Genomic DNA, 19,255 nt, shown 5'->3' with positions numbered 1-19,255 from the left:
CCGACGAGCAGGTGGCCCGCGCCGAGGCCGCTGCCCGCACCGAGCAGCACCTCAGCCTTCACGTGCTCGTCGTCGTCGCCGAGCACTTCCCGCACGGGGTTCCGGGCACCGTCGCCGTCGCGCTCGAGGCGCAGGCCGTGGACTCGGGCCACGGCCTGCACCTGGGGTTTGAGTTCGTCGACGAGGCGGCGCCGTGCCCGCTCGACGGCGTGGCCTGACCCGGGGGCTGGGTGCGCGGAAGGCGCCCGACCGGCCAATGGCCTCCCTATGGACCGGGCGCCGGCCGGACGCCTCCCGCACGTCCACGCACACGATCGGCCTCAGCAGGGATCGGGAACCGTCGGGCGCTGCCCCCTTGTCTATCAGAGCGACCCGCACCGGCGACAGGGCCTGCCGGGCACGTCGGGCAGCCGCCCGGGCGTGTCCGCACACATGGTGTCCATGCACCGCGAAGAGAAGCCCGCCCCGAAGCTCACCCCGATTAGGCTCGACGCCCTCTGCGCCGTCGCCGCCGGCCAGGTGACTAAGCACTACGAGCTCCGCGGCCCCGGCCTGTTCTGGGCGGTAGACCGCCGCCGCGCACCGAAGGCCGCGTACGAGTGGCTGCACGGGAACGGGCTGATCCGCCAGACCAGTGCCGTGTCCCTCACCGGCGGCGGATTCGAGCCGGCCCGCCCCGGCCACCACGTGCTCGAGGCCGCCGGGGCCGACGCATGATCCGCCGTCGCGTCTGGTTCTGGGCTCCGCAGCGGCACTGGTTCGGGTGGCGGACCCTGCTGCCGTTCTACCGCGGCGAGGACGAGCACGGGCGGGTGACCGTGGTGCTCGGCTGGACGATCACCGGCCGCGCCGTGGTCGCGCTCTGGCGCTGCACGAACGCGCTCTGCATCGCGTTCCGAGAAGCCGCCTGACCCACCCCGCCCCCTCGGCGCTGGGTCCCCTGTGCGGCGCCGGTGTACGCGTCTAACGGTGCCGTACGATCGGCTCGTCACCGCACCGACGCCCGAGGGGGAACCATGTCCAACCCGTACCAGGACCCGCAGCAGCCCGACCCGCACTCCGCCGAGCGCCCCAGCCCGTACTCGACCGAACAGCAACCGTACCCGCCGGCGCCCTAGCAGCAGGCGCCGCAGTACGGTGCACCCCAGTACCCGACCCCGGCCCCGTCCAACTACCAGGCCGCCCCGCCCCTGTGGGCGCCCTACTACGGCATCTCCGTAGTCGATCCAGACCGTTGAGCCTCTGAGGATCCCCTGGATCTCGCCAAGGAGGAGATCCTTGTGTTCGAGCTTGCCGTCGCGGTACAGCCGGGAACGAACCATCCGGCCATCCTAACCACGCCTGCGGTTGTTGAGTCGCTGACCCTCCAGCCATTCAAGACCGGCACCCGAGGCGACCATGGCACGAGGAGCCCGGATAAGTATCCTCCACGTGACGCAAGTGGACAGCGTGGTGTACCGAGCGAGTCACAACTGAAATGTCATGGGCCTAGGCCATCATGGGCTCTATGACTACGACTGTGCCTGAAGCGCTGGCCCATGCGCTTTCGGCTCCATATCGGCCTCAACATTCGTTCCCTTGGTCTCGCAAACCTTGGATGGAGCGGATGCATGACCTGCCCGACGTTCTGAACATGCTCGATGCTCTCCCCGACCGTATTGATCGGCGGCTCGTGGCAGAAGCGGTTTCGGCTGAACTCGCGGCTGGACGGGTGCTGCCCGGGTTTATCGCTGCCATGGTGTGGGGATGGGGTGACAAAGGCGGACGCGGCGCCGTCCGAACTCGATGGATCCTGACGGGCGTAAAGGGCTCCGGCGATGACGTGGCGTCCATTCCTGTGGATCCCTCCGTCGCAGACAGACTCCAGATAGGGGCGAAGGCAGTTCGCGGCCTTGGTGCTCTTGGGGGCTTCCGTGAGATGAACACCGACGCTCGCATCAAGCATCTTGGTTCTTCTTACTACACAAAGTGGCTCTACTTCGCCTCAGCTGCACCGGAGGCTGAAGGCGCGAGCGCGGCGCCGATCCTCGACGACCAGATCATCAAGTGGTTGGGCCACGAAGCCCACATCTGGTTCAGGCCAGGCTCCACGAAAGCCTACTCGGCCTACCTCGAGCTGCTGAGGAGCTGGGGCGAGCAGTATGACCGCACGCCTGTTCAAGTCGAGACCGAAATGTTCAGGCTGGCCACCGGCCGCGGCTGAACCACGCGCATCGTACGTTTGCACACCGAAGACTCCCCGCGAGGAGCTCGATAGCGTGCGACGAGGCATCCTTCAACGTACGGGTGGTCAGCCCTGCAGCTGTTGGACGTTTCGCTCTTGCGCGGATCTCGTCGGCCCAAAGCCTCTTGGCTCAGTCTGATGGTCGGGCACCAAGCACAAAATTGAGTGTTGCCGCTCTTGGCCGCGACCATCTCAGGCACGCCATCGATTCGTCGCGACTCTAATGGACGTTCGGCTGAGGCTTTCGGTTACTGCTGAAGTCGAAACTGCCAGCTGTGGGTCCTGGCCTTTCAGGTTCTTTGACCGACGCGAAATGGGTCGGCTCCATCAACATCGGGGTGTTCGCGCCCGGAAGAAGTATGCGCGCTCGCCCGACCATGTGCTCCCATTCTCCGGGAGTAGCCCAGTCGGGCCCTTCGAGGTCCATCCACAGCTCGTGGGAATCCTCGCCTCTGCGGCGCATTGAGGCCGTCGCGAGCGGTGGGATAGCTTTCGCGTCCGCGATGATGCCGTGCCCGATGTGTTCGATTCCGGCGCTGGTCACGGCCCAGTCGCCAGGGCCTTTCTCAATGAGGTGGCCGGCGAGCTTGCCGTCGGCCCGTCTCGATTCGAAGGCGAGGGCAAGGGCATCAGTGAGCCTGTCGATGGTACCTGGCCAGTCCACCTTCGATGTGACGTCCTTCAGACCACCGTTCTGGAGCTGCTTCATGAGGTAAGCCCCGAACTCTTCGGGGGGTGCCCCCGGCTGCCACACGTACTCCATCGGAGCCCAGAAGCCGCTCGGGGGCGGGTCTTCGAGGATGACCGGAGCGACACGGAGGAAGTCTCTGCCTTTAGTCCGCACAGGAGTGACGTAATGGAATCCGATGACGACCTTTGGGATGCCCTCGGATGCGGGGACCGTCACCCCGTGCAAGAGGTCAATCGCGTGCGCCTTGTTCGCCGCGACGAGGGCGTCGGCGAGGGTGTAGAAGTCAGGACGGGAGGCCGCCGCAGCCACCGTTTCGTCCTCGGCCGTCATGTAGCTTTCGAAAAGGGCCTTCGCGCTTTCCACGCGCTGTTCGAGTTCCTCGACGCGAGCCTCGAACCTCTCCTCGACCGCCTCGGCAGCGGTCTCGAACTTCCGCGTCGCAGCCTCAACGAAAGCTCTGCGCAGGCGCGGCTCGATGAGGCCCAGGACGCCAAGGAGCAGCACGGAAGACGCCACATTGATCCAAAACGACTGCCACAGGCCGCCCCGGGCTGAATCTTTCGCAGTCACGACAATGAACCAAAGCGTCGTGCCGCCGACCACTAGGGTCGCAACGAGCCAAGGGAGATTCGGGCGGGTCCGTTCCGGCCGCTCGGGCGGGCTCACGATGAACTGCCTTGGGCGGTCAAGATCCTCAGGATCACTGGCATGAGTCCAATCTTGCAGGAACCCAGCAGACATGGCCGACATGCTCGCCGTTGACTGGAAATGTGCGGCGTCCGCGAGCCGATCCTCACTGCGCCGGGACACACGGGGGGGTCAGGCATCGCCGCCGCGATCCGAGCCGACTTCCCGGATGCCGTCGTCAAAGTCCGCAAGCTCCAACGCTGAGAGGCGACACCACGCCGACCACCACCCGCCCAGCACCAGCGATCCCGGGTAAGCACTCCACGAGGCGCTCCAGGCAAACGCCCGCGAGATCGGCGTCCTCGCCCTCGACGCCGCCGGTTATGCGAGGCCGCCCGTCGAGCAGACCTACGACCAAGACCCCGCCCCGTTCGGACGAAGATCGACGACATCTCCGAGCGGAACGGTATGGTCCCGCTCGTGTTGGTGGCCTCCAGCTACACCCCGACACCGGCTCCGCCTGCCCGGCAGGGAGCGTGAAGTGGGTCGACCCCTACACCGAGACGACGTTCCTGGACGGCCTGCACGAGCTCGGCATCGCCGAGCCGTACGCCCAGCAGGACTATGTTCTGGCCCGGAGAATAGAGAGCGCCCCGACCAAGCAACACGGTCGGGTTCTCTTGTGTTGGGGCGGGCTGCTAATACTCGCAGGAGTATCCAGCGCTGATGCAGTCGGCTCCAAGCACATCGAGCTCCGGCTTCGCCTTGTAGGCCAGGTGCGCCAGTTCGGACGCCTGCTCGGTGGTGATGGGGGAAGGGGTGCCGGACGACACCCCCGCGGCACTCAAGGTTCCCTTGCCGAAGCAGATCTGATAGCTGCCGTTTCCCGAGGCGCCCATCGGGTCCGTCGGGTCGTTGCTCACGAACTTCGAGCAGTCCGACAGGTAGCTGTCCGACTGGTAGTTGATGGCGACCTGGGGGTATTGGACTTGGCCGTTCTGCACCCAGCAGAGGATCTGCACCCCCACGGCATTGTTGTGCCCGGTGATCGCACGCATTGACGTTTTCAGCACGGCGCTGGGGCCGAAGACCTGCTTGAGCTGCCCGGCGAATGACAGGCTGGAGCAGTCCTTCTTGCCGGATGCTGAACCGGTAGTGGCCGGCGGGGAAGCCGTAGTCGCGGTGGCAGCCGGAACGGCGGCAGGCGCCATGGGCGCGGCACTCGCTGGGCCCGACGCCAGAGTCGACGCGGGCGTGGACTGCCCGTTGGATGCCGAGCACCCCGTTGCCAGGAACGCCAGGATCAGACTTAGCGCGGCGATGGTCCGTTTGAACCGCATGTTTCCCCCCATCCAGTCCTTCGCGCGGCCGGCTCGCCGCTCGTCGGAATCATTGCACGCCAAGAGCGTTCCGCGCCCCCGGAGGCGCCGCCACGCCGGTGTGTGACGCCCACCAGGGGATCTTCGGTGCCCGCGTCTTGGCTGGAGTGCGGTGAGGTCGCCCTCAGGCACGAAGTGGCTGGCGGCATCGGGGGGCCTAGGCGGTGCTGAGGTTCCTGGGGGCCGAGAGAACCAGTAGCTGGCCACCTGCGCCGTGGGGTAGGACAGCGCCATGTTGAGCACGATCCAAGCGAGCGTCGGGGAGCCCCGGACCGTGGCCACGATGCCGTCCGGCGGCGTGGGGGGGACCTGCGGAGGCTATCGTCCCCGGCCGGTATCGGGCAAGACTGCCCCGAGTCCGCCCGGGCGGCTGCAACGCGTGCGTCACCGGAGAGTACAAGCGCCCTGCTCGCCGGCGTGAACGCCATCAGGGCCGGGACGAAGCAAGCCGCGCCCGCACCGAGCCCGACAGTCTCTGAGGCCTGGGAGGAAAGTAGGGGGTCTCCCGCGCCGCGGAGGGCCCCCGTTCGCTGGGCCCCTCCGTCCGGCGTCGCGGGTTACCAGCCCGCCGAGCCCCGTGAATGGGAGAGGAACTCGACCGCTCCCTTGCCCGCTGCCTGCTGGACCCAAACCGTCCGGCCCCGCGCGCGTCCCCACCCCGGCCCGGGCCCGCACATAGGATCAGGGCCGTGAGCACGACCCCGCCGTCCCAGTCCCTGCACGACCTCGGCCTAGACGGCGCCTGGCTCGCCTCCCGCATCGAAGAGTCCCCGATCCTCCTCGACGTCACCGACGGCATGCCCAAGTTCGAACGCACCGTCCCCCGCAGCGCCGAGCAGTTCGCCTTCCTCCTGTTCGATCCGGCCGACGGGACCCGCTTCATCATCGAAGCCCAGACCGGGCCCGCCGACACCGACCAGCTCGCCCGCGCCCTCGAACTGTGGGAGACCGAGCGCACCCGACTGCCCGTGAACCACCGGGTCGTCGTCGCCGCCGAGCACATCCCCGCCGAGGTCGCCCACGCCGCGGCCCTTGCCCAGGCCACCGTCCCTGTCGAACTCCTCGAGCTCCACGCCGAGCGGACCGGCAAGATCGTCACCGTCCACGGCGAGCCTGTCCCCCTCCCGGGTTCGGACGACCCCATCGCCCCCACCCCCTGACCAAGCGTGTGCGAGCCGCCTGTCGTACTGCGCGGGCAGATTGCGCGCGGACCACGCTGCCCTCCCGCGTGCAACCTTCCGCCCGCCGCAATACGGAAGCATTCAAATCCATTCACTTGACAATTTCGGTCGCGCCTCCGGTAATGGGACATTTCCAGTCAGGGCTTCCCGAGAGCTCGCACAGCAGCGACGGCGGGGCCGGTACGTCAACTTTCTTGTGACACGAAGCAGTCAAGCGTCTTTGTAGGCTCGGGAGGAGGCTTCAACGCCTCTTGCCGCACTTCAGTCGCCGGGGCTAGCGTGACGCGCGATCGGGCAGTTCGCCCGGGCAACTGAAGACCATTGGGGGGATTGCATGGGTCACAGGATTCTGCCCATCAGGAGATGGGCCTCGGCCGCGATCGGCGCGGCACTGCTCACAACGAGCCTCGTCACCGGGGCGAGCGCTGCGAACGCCGGCCTGAGCTTCGACGGGTATGTCAACGTGACGCCGGGGACGGTCCCGGGGTCAGGAACAGTTTCGATCACCAGCGGAGACGGTGCCTCGGGAGCCTATTCGGTCGTCACCTTCAGCGACCAGCGGTGCACAGGACAGGGTGGAAGCTACCTCCATCCGAACACGACAGCGTCCATCACCATAGGGTCGAGCACCTACACGGCCCCGGACGTGACGCAGTGGACCCGTGCACAGTCGAACGGCTACCACTTCGACAACGTGACATGCAAGGACGCCGCCGGGAACACACTGTCCGGCGTGGCGGTGTCGGTGACCGAATACAGCCTCACCTGGACAGCCGACTACTCGTGCCGGCCCGCTGGAACAGCCGTGAGTGCAAGCATCGCCTTTTCCGGAACCCCGTCCAACTGGGTGTATGGCTCTCCGACCACCATCCCGGCCAACGGGCAGCTTCCGGCGAGCTGCTTCGGGTCCCCCGCGATCCTCGTCTCGCCCGGGTCAGGTGCAGCCGGTTCGCTTTTCGGTGTGAGCGGCTCCAACTACCCCAAGGGCGCCGTGAGCGTCCAGTTCGACAGCACGGATGTGGCTGACCTGACCGTCGGCGTCGACGGGAAGTTCTACACCCCGGTCACGGTCCCTGCGGGTGCATCGGCAGGTGCCCACACCGTCACGGTCTCCTCGCCGAACACCAGCAAGAAGACTGCCACGTTCACCGTCACCGCCCCTGCCCCGGCACCGAAGCCGACCCTGGGGCTCTCGGCCCGGTCGGGCAAGACGGGGACCGCCTTCACTGCGACGGGCAGCCACTACACCCCGGGGGAGGCCGTCACCCTCGAGTTCGACTCAGCCGTGCTCGGCACCGTCAAGGCCGGCGCTGATGGGACGTTCTCCTTCAATGCCACGGTACCGGCCGACGCGACCGCGGGTGGCCACAGCGTGATGGCCGCCGTTGAGGGCACCGGCACCCAGAGCGCGCAGTTCACTGTCGTTGCCGACCAAGGCCCGTCCCCTTCGCCTTCGCCCTCGTCTTCGTCGAATTCGGGTGAGGGCTCGGGCACCGGTACGGCGGCCGGCAATGCGGAGACCGGAGCAGGCTCCGGAGGTGCGGCCATCAGCCTCCAGCAGTCGGGAACGCCGGGGACCGCCGCGTCGGGCAGCAACTCCCTGACAGCCGGCACATCGGCCGCTGCAGCGCCCGGCACAAGCCGGGGCCTCGCGGTGCAGACCGCCGTGGCAGCGGGTTCGGCGAGCACCGACAGGACGGCCCTGGCGGGCTGGAGTGTTCTCACCGGCCTGCTGGGGCTTGGCTTCGGTGCCATCGCCGTACGGCAGCTCCGCCGACCGCGTCGCCGCGCCTAGGCGCTCAGGCTCCCCGCAGCGCTTGAGCACTACGCCCGGGCGCAAGGCGCGGCAGCCTGTCGCCGGACACCACGAGAACATAAACGTGGTGTCCGGCGGCGGTTCCCCACAGAAGTCAGCAAAATCCACCCTTGGACCGGAGCCCACGGCTATGACCCACAGCAGGCCTTCCACTGATGGTGCCCGCGGCAGATGACAGATCGTCCCGGTCCTCGCCACCTTGGCCGCGCCCCCAGGACCCCAGTTCTCGTGGGCAGCGCCGCGGTGGTGGCCCTGGCGGCAGCCCTAGCAACAGGGACGGCGACACTTGCGCCGTCTATTCACCGTGATGCAGACGCTCCGCGCATGATGGCGGCCGCTGCGGCCGTACCGTCCCTGGCGACGTCCGCAGCATCGGCCAATGGCCCGTCGCCAGCGGACCACCCGTCCGCGGCCGTGCCCCACCGCCCCGCAGCCGCAGCACCGCAGCGGCTCGACTACCCGGCCGCCGGGGCCTCGGTCGCCGTGCACGCGCTGACGCCGACGGCGTCGGACCTTGCCTCCCACGCCATCGAGCCGCCCGACACGAAGGACGCCTACTGGCTCACCAACTACGGCAGGCCCGGCACCAGATCGACCGACACTACCTACATCGTCGCCCACCGCTGGGTCGGTGCCGACGCCCCCTTCAACCACATCGGCGAACAGGCCAGGCTCGGCGACAAGTTCACCCTCACCACCGCGGCCGGTGCACTCCCGTACCGGGTCGTCGCCGTCCAGGAGATCGGCAAGTCCGAACTCGCCGCCTCGCCGATCTGGGACCGCGTTCCCGGCAGGGTCGTCCTGATCACCTGCGACTTCAGCGACCCGTGGGGGAAGAACACCGTCATCACCGCCGACCCCACGCCCTGAGCGCGGGCCGTCCCCCTCGCCCGGCGACCGATCATGTCGGCTCCTGACGTCCCTTGCAGCCGCCGCGGCGCGGGCCTACCTTCGGCGCATGGATGCAGCCCCGCCTCTCGTCCCGCGCAGCGTTGTGCTGGTCCACGGCATGTGGGGCGTCCCCGATGACTGGCGCTGGGTCCAGCGCATCCTGACCAGCCGCGGCCTCCACGTCGCGACCCCAGACCTCCCCTCCCACCGCGACCCGGCGGCCGGCCTGCTCGACGACGTCGCCGAAGTCAACTCCGCCATCCGCGCCTGCACCGGCCCCGTCGTGGTCGCCGGCTGGTCCTACGGATGCGACGTCGTCGGGGTCGCCGCCGAGGGCCAGGGAAACGTGGCCCGGCTCGTGTACGTGTCCTCGGTCCCCCAGCCCGTGCAGCCCGGCACCCGCGACGGCACCGCCTTCGATGGCGCACCCGGCATGGTCTGGGACGCGCACGGCCGCTTCGTCCCGGCCAGCGGGTGGTGGAACGACGAGGGCATGGAGTTCACAGCGGAAGGCCGAGCCCACCTGGCCGCGCACTCGCGCCGCCCCGTCACCAGACGGACCCTCACCGATCCCATCCCGTCCTCGGCATGGACCCACCTGCCCACGACAGTCCTGATCGGAGAACGCGACGCCTTCAACGGGCCCGAGCCGTGGACCCGCGCGCGAGAGCGGGTGCAGGACGTCCGGGTCGTGGACTGCGACCACTTCCTCCCGTTCACCCTGCCCAGCCTCGTCGCCGACGTGATCCTCGAGCCCCTCCCTCCCTTGAAGCCGACGGGGCCGTGCCGCCCGGCCCCTGACCCGTGTGACAAGCTGTAGTCCATCCGGCGCACATATGATGCCCGCATGAACACCGGAACCCCCGAGCAGCCACCCATCGACGAATCATTCGCGCTGGCTGGGGCCTGGCTGGCCGACCGCATCGAGGAGAATCCCTCCCTCCTCGGGCTCGGCGACGGGACCCCCTCGTTCGAGCACACCGTCACCCATCCCCGCCCCGACCAGTTCGCGGTCGTCCTCTTCCACCAGGCCGACGGCGTCCGGCACGTCATCGAGGTCCAGCTCGGCGCCGCCGACACCGACCAGGTCGACCGCGCCATCGGCCACCTCGAGGAAGAGCGCGCCAACCTGCCGCTCATCCCACACCGCGCCGCGGTCGCGGCCGAGCGCATCCCCGAGGACGTCCTCGCCTACGCCCGGGCTGCCGACCAGAACCTCGACGTGATCGAACTGCGGGTCGAACCGTCCGGGGAGCTCGCCACCGTCCACGGCCACCTCGTCCGCTCCCACCCAGACCCCGCGCACTGACCCAAAGGGCCGGATGGCTTTGAAGGATCTCTTCACGGGGACTGCCCGATAAGCGCTTCTCCGAATACCCTGAGCTCGTGGGTTCTGGCTGCTGCAGGGAGGGGAGCCGTGGAACGGCTGACGTGGGCGCAGAAGTACAGCAAGAGGACAACGGGCATCTACGTCCGCATGACGAAGACGGTGGTGCTGGGCCACGGCTTCCTCATCCTCGCGCTTCTTACGGGGCTGGCCATACCACGGTTCACGGGAGCGTACGTCTGGGCCTGGGTGGTGATGGCCCTCATCTTTGCCGGCGCGTTGGTCTGCATGGTGGTCGTGTGCGCCATGCTCGTTCCGTTCTACGCTTCGGCCCGCGTCGACCGTCAGCGGAGGCGGGCTGGTCTGCCACTCGACCGGGCTGACGCTCAGCCGGGTCCTGCTCCGGCCGGGCGGTAGCCCCACCACGCACGCGACCATCCCCGCGCCGACCGACCAGGGCGGCGTGGGCGGGCGATAGCCCCAGACCAGAACCGCTGCCGGGCCTGCCGGGAGGGGCGGGGCTGCCATGTTAGGAGGGGCTCGGTCGCTTCGCGACCTCGCCCGCAGGGCGAGGCGGTCCCCGTCGTGCACCCCGTCATGCCCCTCGAAGTGTTCCCCCTCGTTGTGAGGGTCTTCTTGTTCCGCGTGGGCGGGGCCGCTGCGCGGCCCGCCCGCCGTGGCGGGTGGGCGGCGTGGTGCCCGGTCCGTGGCGCGGGCCGGGCGGCTGCGCCGCCGGGCCGGGCCCGTCAGGGGTCCGGCCCTCGTCCGCGGGGTGGGCTTTGCCCTGGGGGTGGGCCTGGCCTTCCCCTCGGGGTGGGCTTGTCTCGGGGTTGGGCCTTCGGCCCTGGTCGGCCTGCGGCCTCCCGGCGGGGCCGGGGTTCTTCGTGTGCCCCGGCTCGTCCGGCGTGGTGGGGTGCTGGCGGCTGCGCCGCCGGGGCCGTCGCTGGTCCGGGTCGGTGCCTCGTGGACAGGCCGGTGGGTGGTGGGGCCGTCTCGGTCCCCGGCTCGTCCACCTGCGCGCACGGCGTGGTGTCCCCCGGTGGGCGGCTGCGCCGCCCCCGCTGCACGCACCCCGGCCTCCCCTCGGGACAAGGCCTTCTGCTCGCGGGCACAGGCCCATCCCCGCACACGGCCACCCCCAACCGGCGGGCCAACACCACCCAGGCCACCTGCCTGCTCCCCGCCCCGCGCAGCGGCACGCCCACCACAACGCACCCCGATGAGTCTCCCCGCACCCACCAGCCCGCCGCAGGCGCACACCCACCCGCACACGAGCCACCCACGGCTCCCCGGCACCCGCCTGGGGGCGCAGCCCCCGATGAAGTCTCCCTAGACCCAGCCACCACCCCAGGCGACACGCCCGGGCACACCCGGCCACGCGCGCGACACCGCCGAGCCGCACACACCAAGGACGACAGGGCGAACCACGGCGAGGACACCTCCCCGCCCCACAGTGAGCCCCACCGTGCACGGCACGGCCAACCCGAAGGTGAAGGCCAAGGCCCGGTCCCCGGGCAAGCCCCGAGGGCCGCTGCGCGGCAGGCGAACCCTCCACGGAGGACCCATGGTCTGAGAGGCCTGTAGGGGCCTCGGGCCGGGCAGGGCCAGGAACGTGGGTTTCAGGCGATTCTCAGCGGGCCCTGCCCGGATGGGATCGGCGTGAATCCACGGTATGGGGTTTCTGGGGCGTGGGGCCTGTTTCTACGCATGTCAGAAGGCATGGACCTGCACCTGATCCGCCTCGTCCGCACCGGGACCCTGGACACCAACCCCACCACGTTCGGCCAGCGCGCCGGGACGTTCGCCAGCGCCGTCGCCCAGCACGGGGCCGCGACCCTGCTCGCCCGCCGCGACACGGCCGGCCTGCACGGGGCGGTCCTCCTGGACGGGAAGGCGATGGCCGCGCGCGGGCACATCCTGCTCGCCCAGACCGTCGGGGCCCGCGCCGAGCAGGACCACCTGCCCGAGGGGCTCGGGGACACCCCGGCCATCGGCCGGCTGGTGCACCAGGACTCCACGGTGCTGCGCGAGACGCAGGCCGGGATCGACCCGGGCGAGCTCCCCCGCCTGCTGGCCTCGGCGATGCCGGAGGACTCATGGGTGGCCGTGACGATGCGCGCCCCGTCCAACCGGGAGCGGAAGCACTGGTCGGCGTGGCTCGCCCACCGGCTCGGCACCGCCGTCCCCACGCACCACTCCATGTCGCAGAACGCCATGGCCGTCACCGTCACTGCCGGCGCCGCCACCGAGGACCAGGTCAGGGCCCTGCTCGTGCAGCTGGCTGCCGGGATGCCCGGGTTCGACCTCGGCGCCACGGTCGAGTTCCCCCGCACCCGCCACCGTGCCTGGCTGGGCCTGCCCGCCGCCGCAGCCCTCGCGGCCCTGGCCGTGTTCGCCCCGTCCCTCGCCGCCGCCCTCCACGGGGTGGCCGGCGCCGGCGAATGGCTCCCCACGGCGCAGTCCCTGCTCGGGTCGGTGCGGCCCTTCCTGTTCGTCGCGGCCGCTGCCGCGTTCATCGCCGGGGCGGCCGCCTGGACCGGGCGGATCCCCTCCCCGGACACGGCCCTGCGCCGCGCCCTGGCCGCCGGGGCGTTCCCGGCACCGTCCACCCGCCGCGGCCGGCCAGCCCTGCCGCGGCGCGAGTCCACCGTCCGCAAGTACCGCGGCGACGGGAGCACGTGGGAGAAGCGCGTGCCCGCCAGCGACGGGGACTACCCGCTCGCCCCCGAGGTGTTCATGCTCGGCCCGACCGTGTTCACCGCGATCGTCTCCCCGCACGCCGGGGCGCTCTCCGGCGCGGCCGTAGCCCGCACCCGGGCGACCCCGCCGGCACTGCTCTCCCCCGTCGGGCCCGTGCTCGGCACCACCACGGACGGGCCCGCGCACCTGCCCGCCGCGTCCCTGCCGTTCGGGTGCGCGATCGTCGGCGCCCCCGGCTCGGGCAAGTCCCTGATCGTGCGCGCCCTCTTCGGCTGGCACTGCCTCGAGCGGGTCCGCCCCTCCGGCCGGCCCGGCCACCCTGGCCGGGCGAACACGCTCATCGCGTTCGAGTCCAAGGGCGACGGCGTCGCCCGCTACCAGGGGTGGGCGCACGGCCTCGGCGACACCACCCTCGTCGTCGACGTCGCCGACCCGACCACCCCGGCCCTGGACCTCTTCGCCGTCCGACGCCCCCGAGGTGCTCGGGGCCCTGTTCCCGCGGGCGGTGGAGGTGCTGCCCGTACGGGCCGGAGGAGACCGGCTGGTGGAAGGTGGACCCCCTCATCGAGTTCGCCGCCGCTCATCCGGAGCTCGAGCGGGTCGCGTGGATCGACCACCGGCTGGTGGGCGGGGAGGACCCGGGGCTGGGGCTGACGTTCCAGACGATCGCCGAGGAGGCCCCGGCGGCCGCCGGGGTGGACGCGCTGCTGCTGGTCCCCGTCCCGGACACCGGGGCGACCGTCCGCGACGTCGACCGCATCGGGGCGTTCCTCGCCGGGTTCCCCGACCCCGGCCCGGTCCCCGTGGACGAGGACTTGGACTGGGAGGACCCTGCCCCCGCGGCCGCGGCCGTGGCCGCCGAGCCGGTGGACCCGTTCGAGGACGACGCCCCGGCCTGGGCAGCACCCGATTTGGTCCCCGCTGCCGCGGCCGCGGACCCGTTCGCGGATGATGAGGATGACTTCGTGGCCACACCCAAGGCCGCCGTCGCCCCGCCGGCCCCGGACGACGACGAGGACGACTTCGTCGCCGTGGCCAAGAAGACCGTCCCGGTGCCCTCCTACTCGGAGGACGACCCGTTCTTCTGACCGGCACCCGGGCCGGCAGTCCGAGAGCCTAGCGCACCGGCCGACACCGAACGTCTGGACCGCGCACCGCGACACCGTCCGGGCTCGGCTCCGTGGCGGGTCCTAGTCGAGGAACTCCACCCGTTCGATCGCCTCCGGAGGCATTGGGTGGTCCGCGCGAACGTCAGCGGAGACACCCTCGAGTCCGCGGTATGCGCCGAGCAGGATCCGGCCACCGCAGGGCCGGAAAACCATCTTGCGGGCGAGGTCGGCACACAGGAGCAGATGGATGGCCGCCGGACGGGACCGCTGTTGCAGGGGCGCCAGATGCTCTTTCGTGGCGGTCGAGAAGTGGATTCCCTCGCCTCCCCAGTTGCGGAGAAACGGCTCTACCCCACTACACCGATCCTCGAGAGTCCGTCCGATGGTCATCCAGACGAAGCGACGCTGTCCTCGGAGGATTCCGGTCGGATCGACCGCGGGGAGGGAAACTCCCTTGGGGGCGTCACCTGCTGCTGCCGGGATGAGCCCGCGGCGTGCGGCCTCGTCGACGCGGTGGTCGGAGAGCTCACGCGAGTACATCCTGAGGCCTTCGGCTCGGATGGCTTCGGCTTCGTAGTCGAGGAGCCGGGTGAAGTGCCGGGCAGCGATGTGGTGTCCGGACATGGCGTCCCATAGGGTGTCATCAGCCTCGTAGGGAACCTCGAGGTCGGCGAGGTACTCCTCCTCCGGAGGAACGAACCGGTGAAGCAGCTCTACGATCCTGGCAAGCTCCGGTGGCCAGGTGCCGGTTCGGGCGACGGCGATCCTCACTCGGCCGGCTGCTCTTCCTGCTCCGCGGGCTCGATGAGCTCGGCGCCATTGTTGCGGACCTGCCCGACCTCGGGGCCGACCACGCGCGGGATCAGATCCGGTTCGGGGACCGCGTCGATGAACCGGGCAATCTGGGACTTGTCCGTGAGCTCGGGGTCGAGCCATTCGGCCCACATCTCCTCGGGAAGTACCAGAGGCGAGCGGTCATGTATCGCCCCCAGAGCATCTGAGGCGGGTCGGCTCAGAATCGTGGAGGTCATCAGCTAGGCGCCCGGGGCGTCGTCGTCCTCGACGGACTTGTCCCGCCAGAACTCGAACAGGCCAGCGAAGGCCAGCGGCCGGCCCTCCTGCTCCGGGTGGAGGTACGTGGGGGTCTTCCGCGACCCGTCCTTCTGCCACTCGTAGTAGCCATCGCCGGGCACGATTGCCCTTCGCTTGACCGCGCCTGAGCGGAACGTGGGCTTCTCGAGGACAGTCTCGCTGCGCGCTTTGATCGCGCGACTGCCGACACTCGGGTCCTTGGCCCACGCCGGCACCAGGCCCCACCGGGCCGTCTCAATCCGGCGGCGATCTCCCCCGTGTTCCTCTCCAGCCGCTCCGTCAAGATCGGCACCCGCTGCGTCGGGGCCACATTCCACGACGGGCGGGTGTCCTCACCGACGAGCTCGGGCGCCTCGAAGTCAGCCACCAGAGCAGAGGCCCGCTTGGCAGTCACATAGCGTCCGCACATGCGCCCAGTCTGGCAGCTCGGCCCGTCAGGCGGGCCGGGGCGCTCCGGCAACGCCGAGATAACGAAGGATGCGAATACCTGACTACGCCCCATTCATTGAGAGGAGGAAGAACATGAGCAACGATGCTCGATCGGCAGCAACATACAAGGCAGTCTCCGATGTGCTGGATGCCCTGAAGGTCCTTTCCGAGGGGCCTCCAAAGGGAGAGCCACCGGAACCGTTCGCAAAGATACAGTGCACGGGTGCTGGGAGCTGGACCTGGTGCGAGACCGATTCGGGTTACTACTGCATCTGGTACGGCAACCAGCTCGTTAGCTGCGCATACAGATAGCCTTGGACATGGCATCGGGGACGATCTTACTGATCGTCGCTGCCACACTGGTCTGTGCCGGAGTTCTCAAGATTCCGGCACGGACGTCCCTCGTCGATGCGGTCAAGTCGTCGGGGCTGCCCCGGAACCTAGCAGGTTTGGCGCAGTTCGTCCCGCTCGCTGAGATTGCCGTTGGTACATCGATGCTTCTGCCGCCGACTAGGGCTCTCGGGACGTCTTTGGCCTCGCTCATGATGTCTGGGTTCCTTGCGTGGCAGGCCGCTGTGCGCCGCCAGGGCCTTGATGTTAGGTGCAGCTGCTTCGGCGGGGCTGGGCGCACCATTGATACTTGGACCCTGGCGAGGTCAGGCTCGCTTCTCTTGGCTGCATGGATTGCCCTCCTTGGGCAGATCGCCGCGCCTGTCATTGCTCTAGCTGAGCTCGGCCTCTGTCTCGTGACCGGATCCATAGTCACGGTACTGACCAAAGGACCCCGATCAGCTCCCCCTCCGTCAACTGCTATGCGCTTGCTCGACATCACGGTGCGGTCGCCCTATGGCACGACCAGAGAGCTTAGAGAACTCCAGTCGGACGGCCGCCTCACTCTAGTTGTCTTCTTGTCGCCCAATTGCGATCCGTGTCGAGAACTCGTGAAGGACCACCTATACAGCTGGCTTCTTGAGGCCGCTGGAAAAATGAACATTGTGACCTTGGTTGTCGTGCCAAATCTCGACGGAGACGTTCCCGTCGCCGACGGCGTCCTACTGGTCGGCGGAGATCATCTGGGTGATTTCGGTGTTCGCGGCACACCAAGCAGTTTTCTCGTTGAGGGCGGGACGGTCATCGCCGGTCCCCACACTGGCACTTGCGAGATCGACTCCGCGCTGCGAAAGGCTCTACAGTCGGGCTCTGCGGCTAAGGCATCCGACCTATGAGGCAAAGGCCTAGAAGTAGAGGTCGGCCAACGACGACCGCCGCCCCCGTCTCCTCAAGTCACAGCACTCGTGAGTGCATTCGTCCGCACACATGCAGGTCAGAGACACGACGCGGACCACCACAACGCGACCATCGCGCGCTCCCTCCCGCACCTGTCCAACGCCATGTGCGCCGGCGTCGGCGCGGTATCCGGCGGCCACCGCCACGGCACCCACTCCATCCTCGGAGTCGCCGCGTTCGTAGCCGTCGCCTGGGCCGCCGGGCTCTGGACCATCCACACGGACTGGTTCGGGCAGGTAGGGATCGGCGCGGGCATCCTGTCCGTGCTCCTGGTGGCGTTCGCGGCGAAGGCGCTGAAGATCATCCCGGACTCGATGCGGAAGGCCCCGTGGGCGGTCGGCCTGACTCTGGGGGCTTTCATCGCCCTGTTTGCCCCGCAGGAGCAGGGCTGGTTCCCGCTCGCCATGGGCGTCGGCGTCGTCGTGCACATCCTCGGGGACATGCTCACCACCGGCGGCGTCAACCTGACCTGGCCGCTGACTGTGAAGCCGCCGCGGGCGATCGCGAAGCTGCCGGTGATCTCGTGGATGTGGAAGCCCAACGGCTACTTCGCCGTCCCGGTCCTGGGGAACGCGGGCTCGTGGCGGGAGTGGCTGCTGCTGGTGCCCATCGGGGCGTACGCCATCGTGGGTGTTGGGGCGACCCTGGCCGGCATGGGCAAGTCCGGGTTGACCGCGGTCGCCCTTGCTCTGGGCATGCCCGCTATCCCCTGACCCGCGAGGGGCCGGGGCCTACCGGCCCTGGTCCTTGAGGGCTGCGCGCAGCTGCCCGGACCGGGACCCGACCCGGTTGGTCCGGCCAGCGCCGTGACGGTGGCGGGCGTTCTGGTCGGCGTGGGTGCCGGCGGCGCCGGAGGCGGCGAACGCGACACGGCGGCTCACGAGCTCCTCGGGCAGGGCGAATCCGGTGTCCTTAGGCTGCTTGCGGGCCAGGATCGGGCGTTCCTTCCGTTCGGTTGCCGGGGCTGGTCGTGCCCCGCGCCCATGTGTGCGGCAGCCCACCCCGGGGCTCGAGCAGGACACAATCCGCCCCGTCCGTCGACTTCGGGATCCGGCAGCCCTTGGGGTGGTTGAATCAGCTGACGCATCCGCGCAGCACCCTGGGGGACGACATGCTGGTCTTCAATCCGCCGCCGGGCTGGCCCGCACCACCCGAGGGGTGGGCCCCGCCGCCCGGCTGGGTTCCTGACCCGTCGTGGCCTGAGCCGCCCCCTGGTTGGCGGCTCATGGTCGAGGACGAAGTGCGGATGTGCCCGGCCGACCTCACCGAGTCGCTGGACCTGCCCGAACCGCAGTTCGTGACCAAGGAGGCCGTCGCCTCCGCCTGCCAGTCTGTGGCGGACGCGATCGCGATGCGCGTCGCCGTGTACGCGGGCAGGACCGGCCAGCCGCTGAAAGCCGCGCTGCGGGAGTGCTCGGAAGCCGTCGACAGCGCCATCGAGCACGGCCGCTCCTACGTGTTCGACGAGCTCGTGGTCGGCATGCGAACCTGGACCGCTTCCTTGGATCCAGGCAGTGTCCGGCACGAGTTCGCGATGAAGCAGATGCGCGTCATCCTGGGCCAGCGCGATGAGTTTCCCCTGACCGCCCGGGCCCGGATCTCCAGGGTGCTCACCGCCGCAGCCGAACCGGCACCACCGGCCCAGAGCGCCACCGGCACTGGCAACACCCGGACAGAACCCGCCCCCGCTGCGGCCCCGGCGGCCGCCGAGGCCTATTACGCGTTCACGGCGCTGGTACCGCTGCGGAAGGCCGTCGGCCGCTGCGCGGCCTGGGCATGGGTCCACGGGATCATCTGCGCCCTCGGCACTCTGTTCACCGTCGCGACGATCGGTGCCGCCTCGTCCGCTGGGGGACGGTACGTCGTGTTTTGGGGCGCGATTGTCTTCGGCGCCATCGGCTGCATCCACAGTGCCATCCGCTATGCGAAGGGCAAAGAGGCCATAGCCGAGCTCGAGCGGCGGATCGGGGCGGCCAGCTGACCTAGGCCGGGCCGCACACATGCCCGGCATGAGCTCCCAGAACCGCCAGCCCAAGGGCCAGCCCAGCGGCGGCGAGTACGCCGCCAGGGTCAACGCCGAAGCGGACGTGCAGCTCAAGCCGGCCGGCACCCCCGGGCCCCGGCGTGGTCCGTGTCCGCCACGTCTCGGCCCCGGGGCCGAACAGCTGCCGCTGGTGCGGCCGCGAGCAGAGGACGCACGGGCTGTTCTACGCCCGCTCGGTCGGCAACCACTACTACACCGAGCCAACCCCGCAGCAGCGGCTGGCACCGATGCGCGCCCGCCGGGGCACCGAGGGTGTCTCCTCAGGCCCGCGGGCAGCTCATTCGGGCGACTGCGTCCAGTCCTCGGAGTCCTTCGAGAAGAGCACCTCGGCAACATAGCGGTCGAATCGCTCGTGCTCCTCGTCCGTGAAGTCGGCAATCCCGACGTACACCATGACCCTGCCTTCGGCCTGGCCCGCCTCGTCGAACCCTCGGCCTCACCCCCGAGCAGTTCCTCGC

At 69.5% G+C, this 19,255-nt stretch carries 19 protein-coding genes and 2 pseudogenes; 15 read left to right on the top strand and 6 right to left on the bottom strand.

The annotated features are described in order from the left end of the window. Positions 1-11 precede the first annotated feature (11 nt). The 4 genes from ACYVKZ_RS01260 (at position 12) to ACYVKZ_RS01245 (ending at position 2,203) form a co-directional block, all read left to right on the top strand. Entirely contained in the window at positions 12-218 is a 207-nt protein-coding gene (locus ACYVKZ_RS01260) for a hypothetical protein (RefSeq protein ID WP_460990225.1), read from the top strand. Positions 219-420: 202 nt separating this feature from the next. Then, entirely contained in the window at positions 421-717 is a 297-nt protein-coding gene (locus ACYVKZ_RS01255; protein ID WP_460990224.1) for a hypothetical protein, read from the top strand. Continuing rightward, positions 714-911, top strand: a complete 198-nt coding sequence (locus ACYVKZ_RS01250) for a hypothetical protein (protein WP_460990223.1) — start codon at positions 714-716, stop codon at positions 909-911. Before ACYVKZ_RS01255 ends, ACYVKZ_RS01250 begins: the two co-directional genes overlap by 4 nt. 587 nt (positions 912-1,498) lie before the next feature. Continuing rightward, complete coding sequence (locus tag ACYVKZ_RS01245) at positions 1,499-2,203, top strand: 8-oxoguanine DNA glycosylase OGG fold protein (protein ID WP_460990222.1); 705 nt, start codon at positions 1,499-1,501, stop codon at positions 2,201-2,203. A gap of 241 nt (positions 2,204-2,444) precedes the next feature. On the opposite strand, the gene ACYVKZ_RS01240 is transcribed toward ACYVKZ_RS01245, so the two are convergent. After that, complete coding sequence (locus tag ACYVKZ_RS01240; RefSeq protein ID WP_460990221.1) at positions 2,445-3,581, bottom strand: hypothetical protein; 1,137 nt, start codon at positions 3,579-3,581, stop codon at positions 2,445-2,447. A 659-nt stretch (positions 3,582-4,240) separates the two neighbouring features. Then, a complete protein-coding gene (locus tag ACYVKZ_RS01235) occupies positions 4,241-4,882 on the bottom strand; it encodes a hypothetical protein (protein ID WP_460990220.1) in 642 nt (213 codons plus the stop codon). 728 nt (positions 4,883-5,610) lie between these two features. Here ACYVKZ_RS01235 and ACYVKZ_RS01230 point away from each other — a divergent pair. The 8 genes from ACYVKZ_RS01230 to ACYVKZ_RS01195 all read left to right on the top strand — a co-directional run bounded on the left by ACYVKZ_RS01230 (position 5,611) and on the right by ACYVKZ_RS01195 (position 13,924). Next, the gene (locus tag ACYVKZ_RS01230; protein WP_460990219.1) at positions 5,611-6,081 is read left to right on the top strand and encodes a hypothetical protein; all 471 of its coding nucleotides are present in this window, start codon (positions 5,611-5,613) and stop codon (positions 6,079-6,081) included. A gap of 355 nt (positions 6,082-6,436) precedes the next feature. Continuing rightward, a complete protein-coding gene (locus ACYVKZ_RS01225) occupies positions 6,437-7,897 on the top strand; it encodes a hypothetical protein (RefSeq protein WP_460990218.1) in 1,461 nt (486 codons plus the stop codon). 345 nt (positions 7,898-8,242) lie between these two features. Beyond that, positions 8,243-8,788, top strand: a complete 546-nt coding sequence (locus tag ACYVKZ_RS01220; protein ID WP_460990217.1) for a class F sortase — start codon at positions 8,243-8,245, stop codon at positions 8,786-8,788. An 88-nt stretch (positions 8,789-8,876) separates the two neighbouring features. Beyond that, positions 8,877-9,629 carry an alpha/beta fold hydrolase gene (locus ACYVKZ_RS01215; RefSeq protein ID WP_460990216.1) on the top strand — a complete coding sequence of 251 codons (753 nt, stop codon included), beginning with the start codon at positions 8,877-8,879 and terminating at the stop codon, positions 9,627-9,629. A 27-nt stretch (positions 9,630-9,656) separates the two neighbouring features. Continuing rightward, positions 9,657-10,118 (top strand): hypothetical protein, encoded by a 462-nt coding sequence (locus tag ACYVKZ_RS01210; RefSeq protein WP_460990215.1) that lies wholly within the window; start codon positions 9,657-9,659, stop codon positions 10,116-10,118. Between the two features lie 108 nt (positions 10,119-10,226). Further along, positions 10,227-10,553, top strand: coding sequence for a hypothetical protein (locus ACYVKZ_RS01205; RefSeq protein WP_460990214.1), 327 nt, complete (start codon positions 10,227-10,229; stop codon positions 10,551-10,553). A 1,302-nt stretch (positions 10,554-11,855) separates the two neighbouring features. After that, entirely contained in the window at positions 11,856-13,490 is a 1,635-nt protein-coding gene (locus tag ACYVKZ_RS01200) for a hypothetical protein (RefSeq protein ID WP_460990213.1), read from the top strand. Continuing rightward, the gene (locus tag ACYVKZ_RS01195; RefSeq protein WP_460990212.1) at positions 13,388-13,924 is read left to right on the top strand and encodes a hypothetical protein; all 537 of its coding nucleotides are present in this window, start codon (positions 13,388-13,390) and stop codon (positions 13,922-13,924) included. The genes ACYVKZ_RS01200 and ACYVKZ_RS01195 overlap by 103 nt, the downstream gene beginning before the upstream one ends. Before the next feature lie 102 nt (positions 13,925-14,026). Here the strand turns inward: ACYVKZ_RS01195 and ACYVKZ_RS01190 are convergent, their stop codons facing one another. From ACYVKZ_RS01190 to ACYVKZ_RS01180, 3 genes and pseudogenes are all read right to left on the bottom strand, one after another. Beyond that, entirely contained in the window at positions 14,027-14,716 is a 690-nt protein-coding gene (locus tag ACYVKZ_RS01190; RefSeq protein ID WP_460990211.1) for a hypothetical protein, read from the bottom strand. Beyond that, positions 14,713-15,252: pseudogene (locus ACYVKZ_RS01185) on the bottom strand (SOS response-associated peptidase). Before ACYVKZ_RS01185 ends, ACYVKZ_RS01190 begins: the two are co-directional and overlap by 4 nt. A 110-nt stretch (positions 15,253-15,362) precedes the next feature. Then, positions 15,363-15,446 (bottom strand): annotated as a pseudogene (locus ACYVKZ_RS01180) (hypothetical protein); the annotation flags it as partial. A gap of 340 nt (positions 15,447-15,786) precedes the next feature. Between ACYVKZ_RS01180 and ACYVKZ_RS01175 the strand changes: the two are divergent. Further along, the gene (locus tag ACYVKZ_RS01175) at positions 15,787-16,692 is read left to right on the top strand and encodes a TlpA family protein disulfide reductase (RefSeq protein WP_460990210.1); all 906 of its coding nucleotides are present in this window, start codon (positions 15,787-15,789) and stop codon (positions 16,690-16,692) included. Positions 16,693-16,761: 69 nt separating this feature from the next. After that, positions 16,762-17,466, top strand: a complete 705-nt coding sequence (locus ACYVKZ_RS01170; RefSeq protein ID WP_460990209.1) for a metal-dependent hydrolase — start codon at positions 16,762-16,764, stop codon at positions 17,464-17,466. An 18-nt stretch (positions 17,467-17,484) separates the two neighbouring features. Here the strand turns inward: ACYVKZ_RS01170 and ACYVKZ_RS01165 are convergent, their stop codons facing one another. Next, complete coding sequence (locus ACYVKZ_RS01165; RefSeq protein ID WP_460990208.1) at positions 17,485-17,634, bottom strand: hypothetical protein; 150 nt, start codon at positions 17,632-17,634, stop codon at positions 17,485-17,487. 344 nt (positions 17,635-17,978) lie between these two features. Here ACYVKZ_RS01165 and ACYVKZ_RS01160 point away from each other — a divergent pair, with 344 nt between their 5' ends. Next, positions 17,979-18,734 (top strand): hypothetical protein, encoded by a 756-nt coding sequence (locus ACYVKZ_RS01160; RefSeq protein ID WP_460990207.1) that lies wholly within the window; start codon positions 17,979-17,981, stop codon positions 18,732-18,734. Positions 18,735-19,255 lie beyond the last annotated feature (521 nt).

Source organism: Sinomonas soli, from assembly GCF_054782415.1.
The sequence above is the reverse complement of the archived record's forward strand: the minus strand, read 5'-3'. Positions and strand labels throughout refer to the sequence as shown.

Excerpts from the sequence above, each read along its gene's own strand:
- ACYVKZ_RS01215 (WP_460990216.1), top strand. The coding sequence starts at position 8,877 with ATGGATGCAGCCCCGCCTCTCGTCCCGCGCAGCGTTGTGCTGGTCCAC.
- ACYVKZ_RS01210 (WP_460990215.1), top strand. The coding sequence starts at position 9,657 with ATGAACACCGGAACCCCCGAGCAGCCACCCATCGACGAATCATTCGCG.
- ACYVKZ_RS01160 (WP_460990207.1), top strand. The coding sequence starts at position 17,979 with ATGGTCGAGGACGAAGTGCGGATGTGCCCGGCCGACCTCACCGAGTCG.
- ACYVKZ_RS01200 (WP_460990213.1), top strand. The coding sequence starts at position 11,856 with ATGGACCTGCACCTGATCCGCCTCGTCCGCACCGGGACCCTGGACACC.
- ACYVKZ_RS01235 (WP_460990220.1), bottom strand. The coding sequence starts at position 4,882 with ATGCGGTTCAAACGGACCATCGCCGCGCTAAGTCTGATCCTGGCGTTC.
- ACYVKZ_RS01220 (WP_460990217.1), top strand. The coding sequence starts at position 8,243 with ATGATGGCGGCCGCTGCGGCCGTACCGTCCCTGGCGACGTCCGCAGCA.
- ACYVKZ_RS01245 (WP_460990222.1), top strand. The coding sequence starts at position 1,499 with ATGGGCTCTATGACTACGACTGTGCCTGAAGCGCTGGCCCATGCGCTT.
- ACYVKZ_RS01250 (WP_460990223.1), top strand. The coding sequence starts at position 714 with ATGATCCGCCGTCGCGTCTGGTTCTGGGCTCCGCAGCGGCACTGGTTC.
- ACYVKZ_RS01175 (WP_460990210.1), top strand. The coding sequence starts at position 15,787 with ATGGCATCGGGGACGATCTTACTGATCGTCGCTGCCACACTGGTCTGT.
- ACYVKZ_RS01225 (WP_460990218.1), top strand. The coding sequence starts at position 6,437 with ATGGGTCACAGGATTCTGCCCATCAGGAGATGGGCCTCGGCCGCGATC.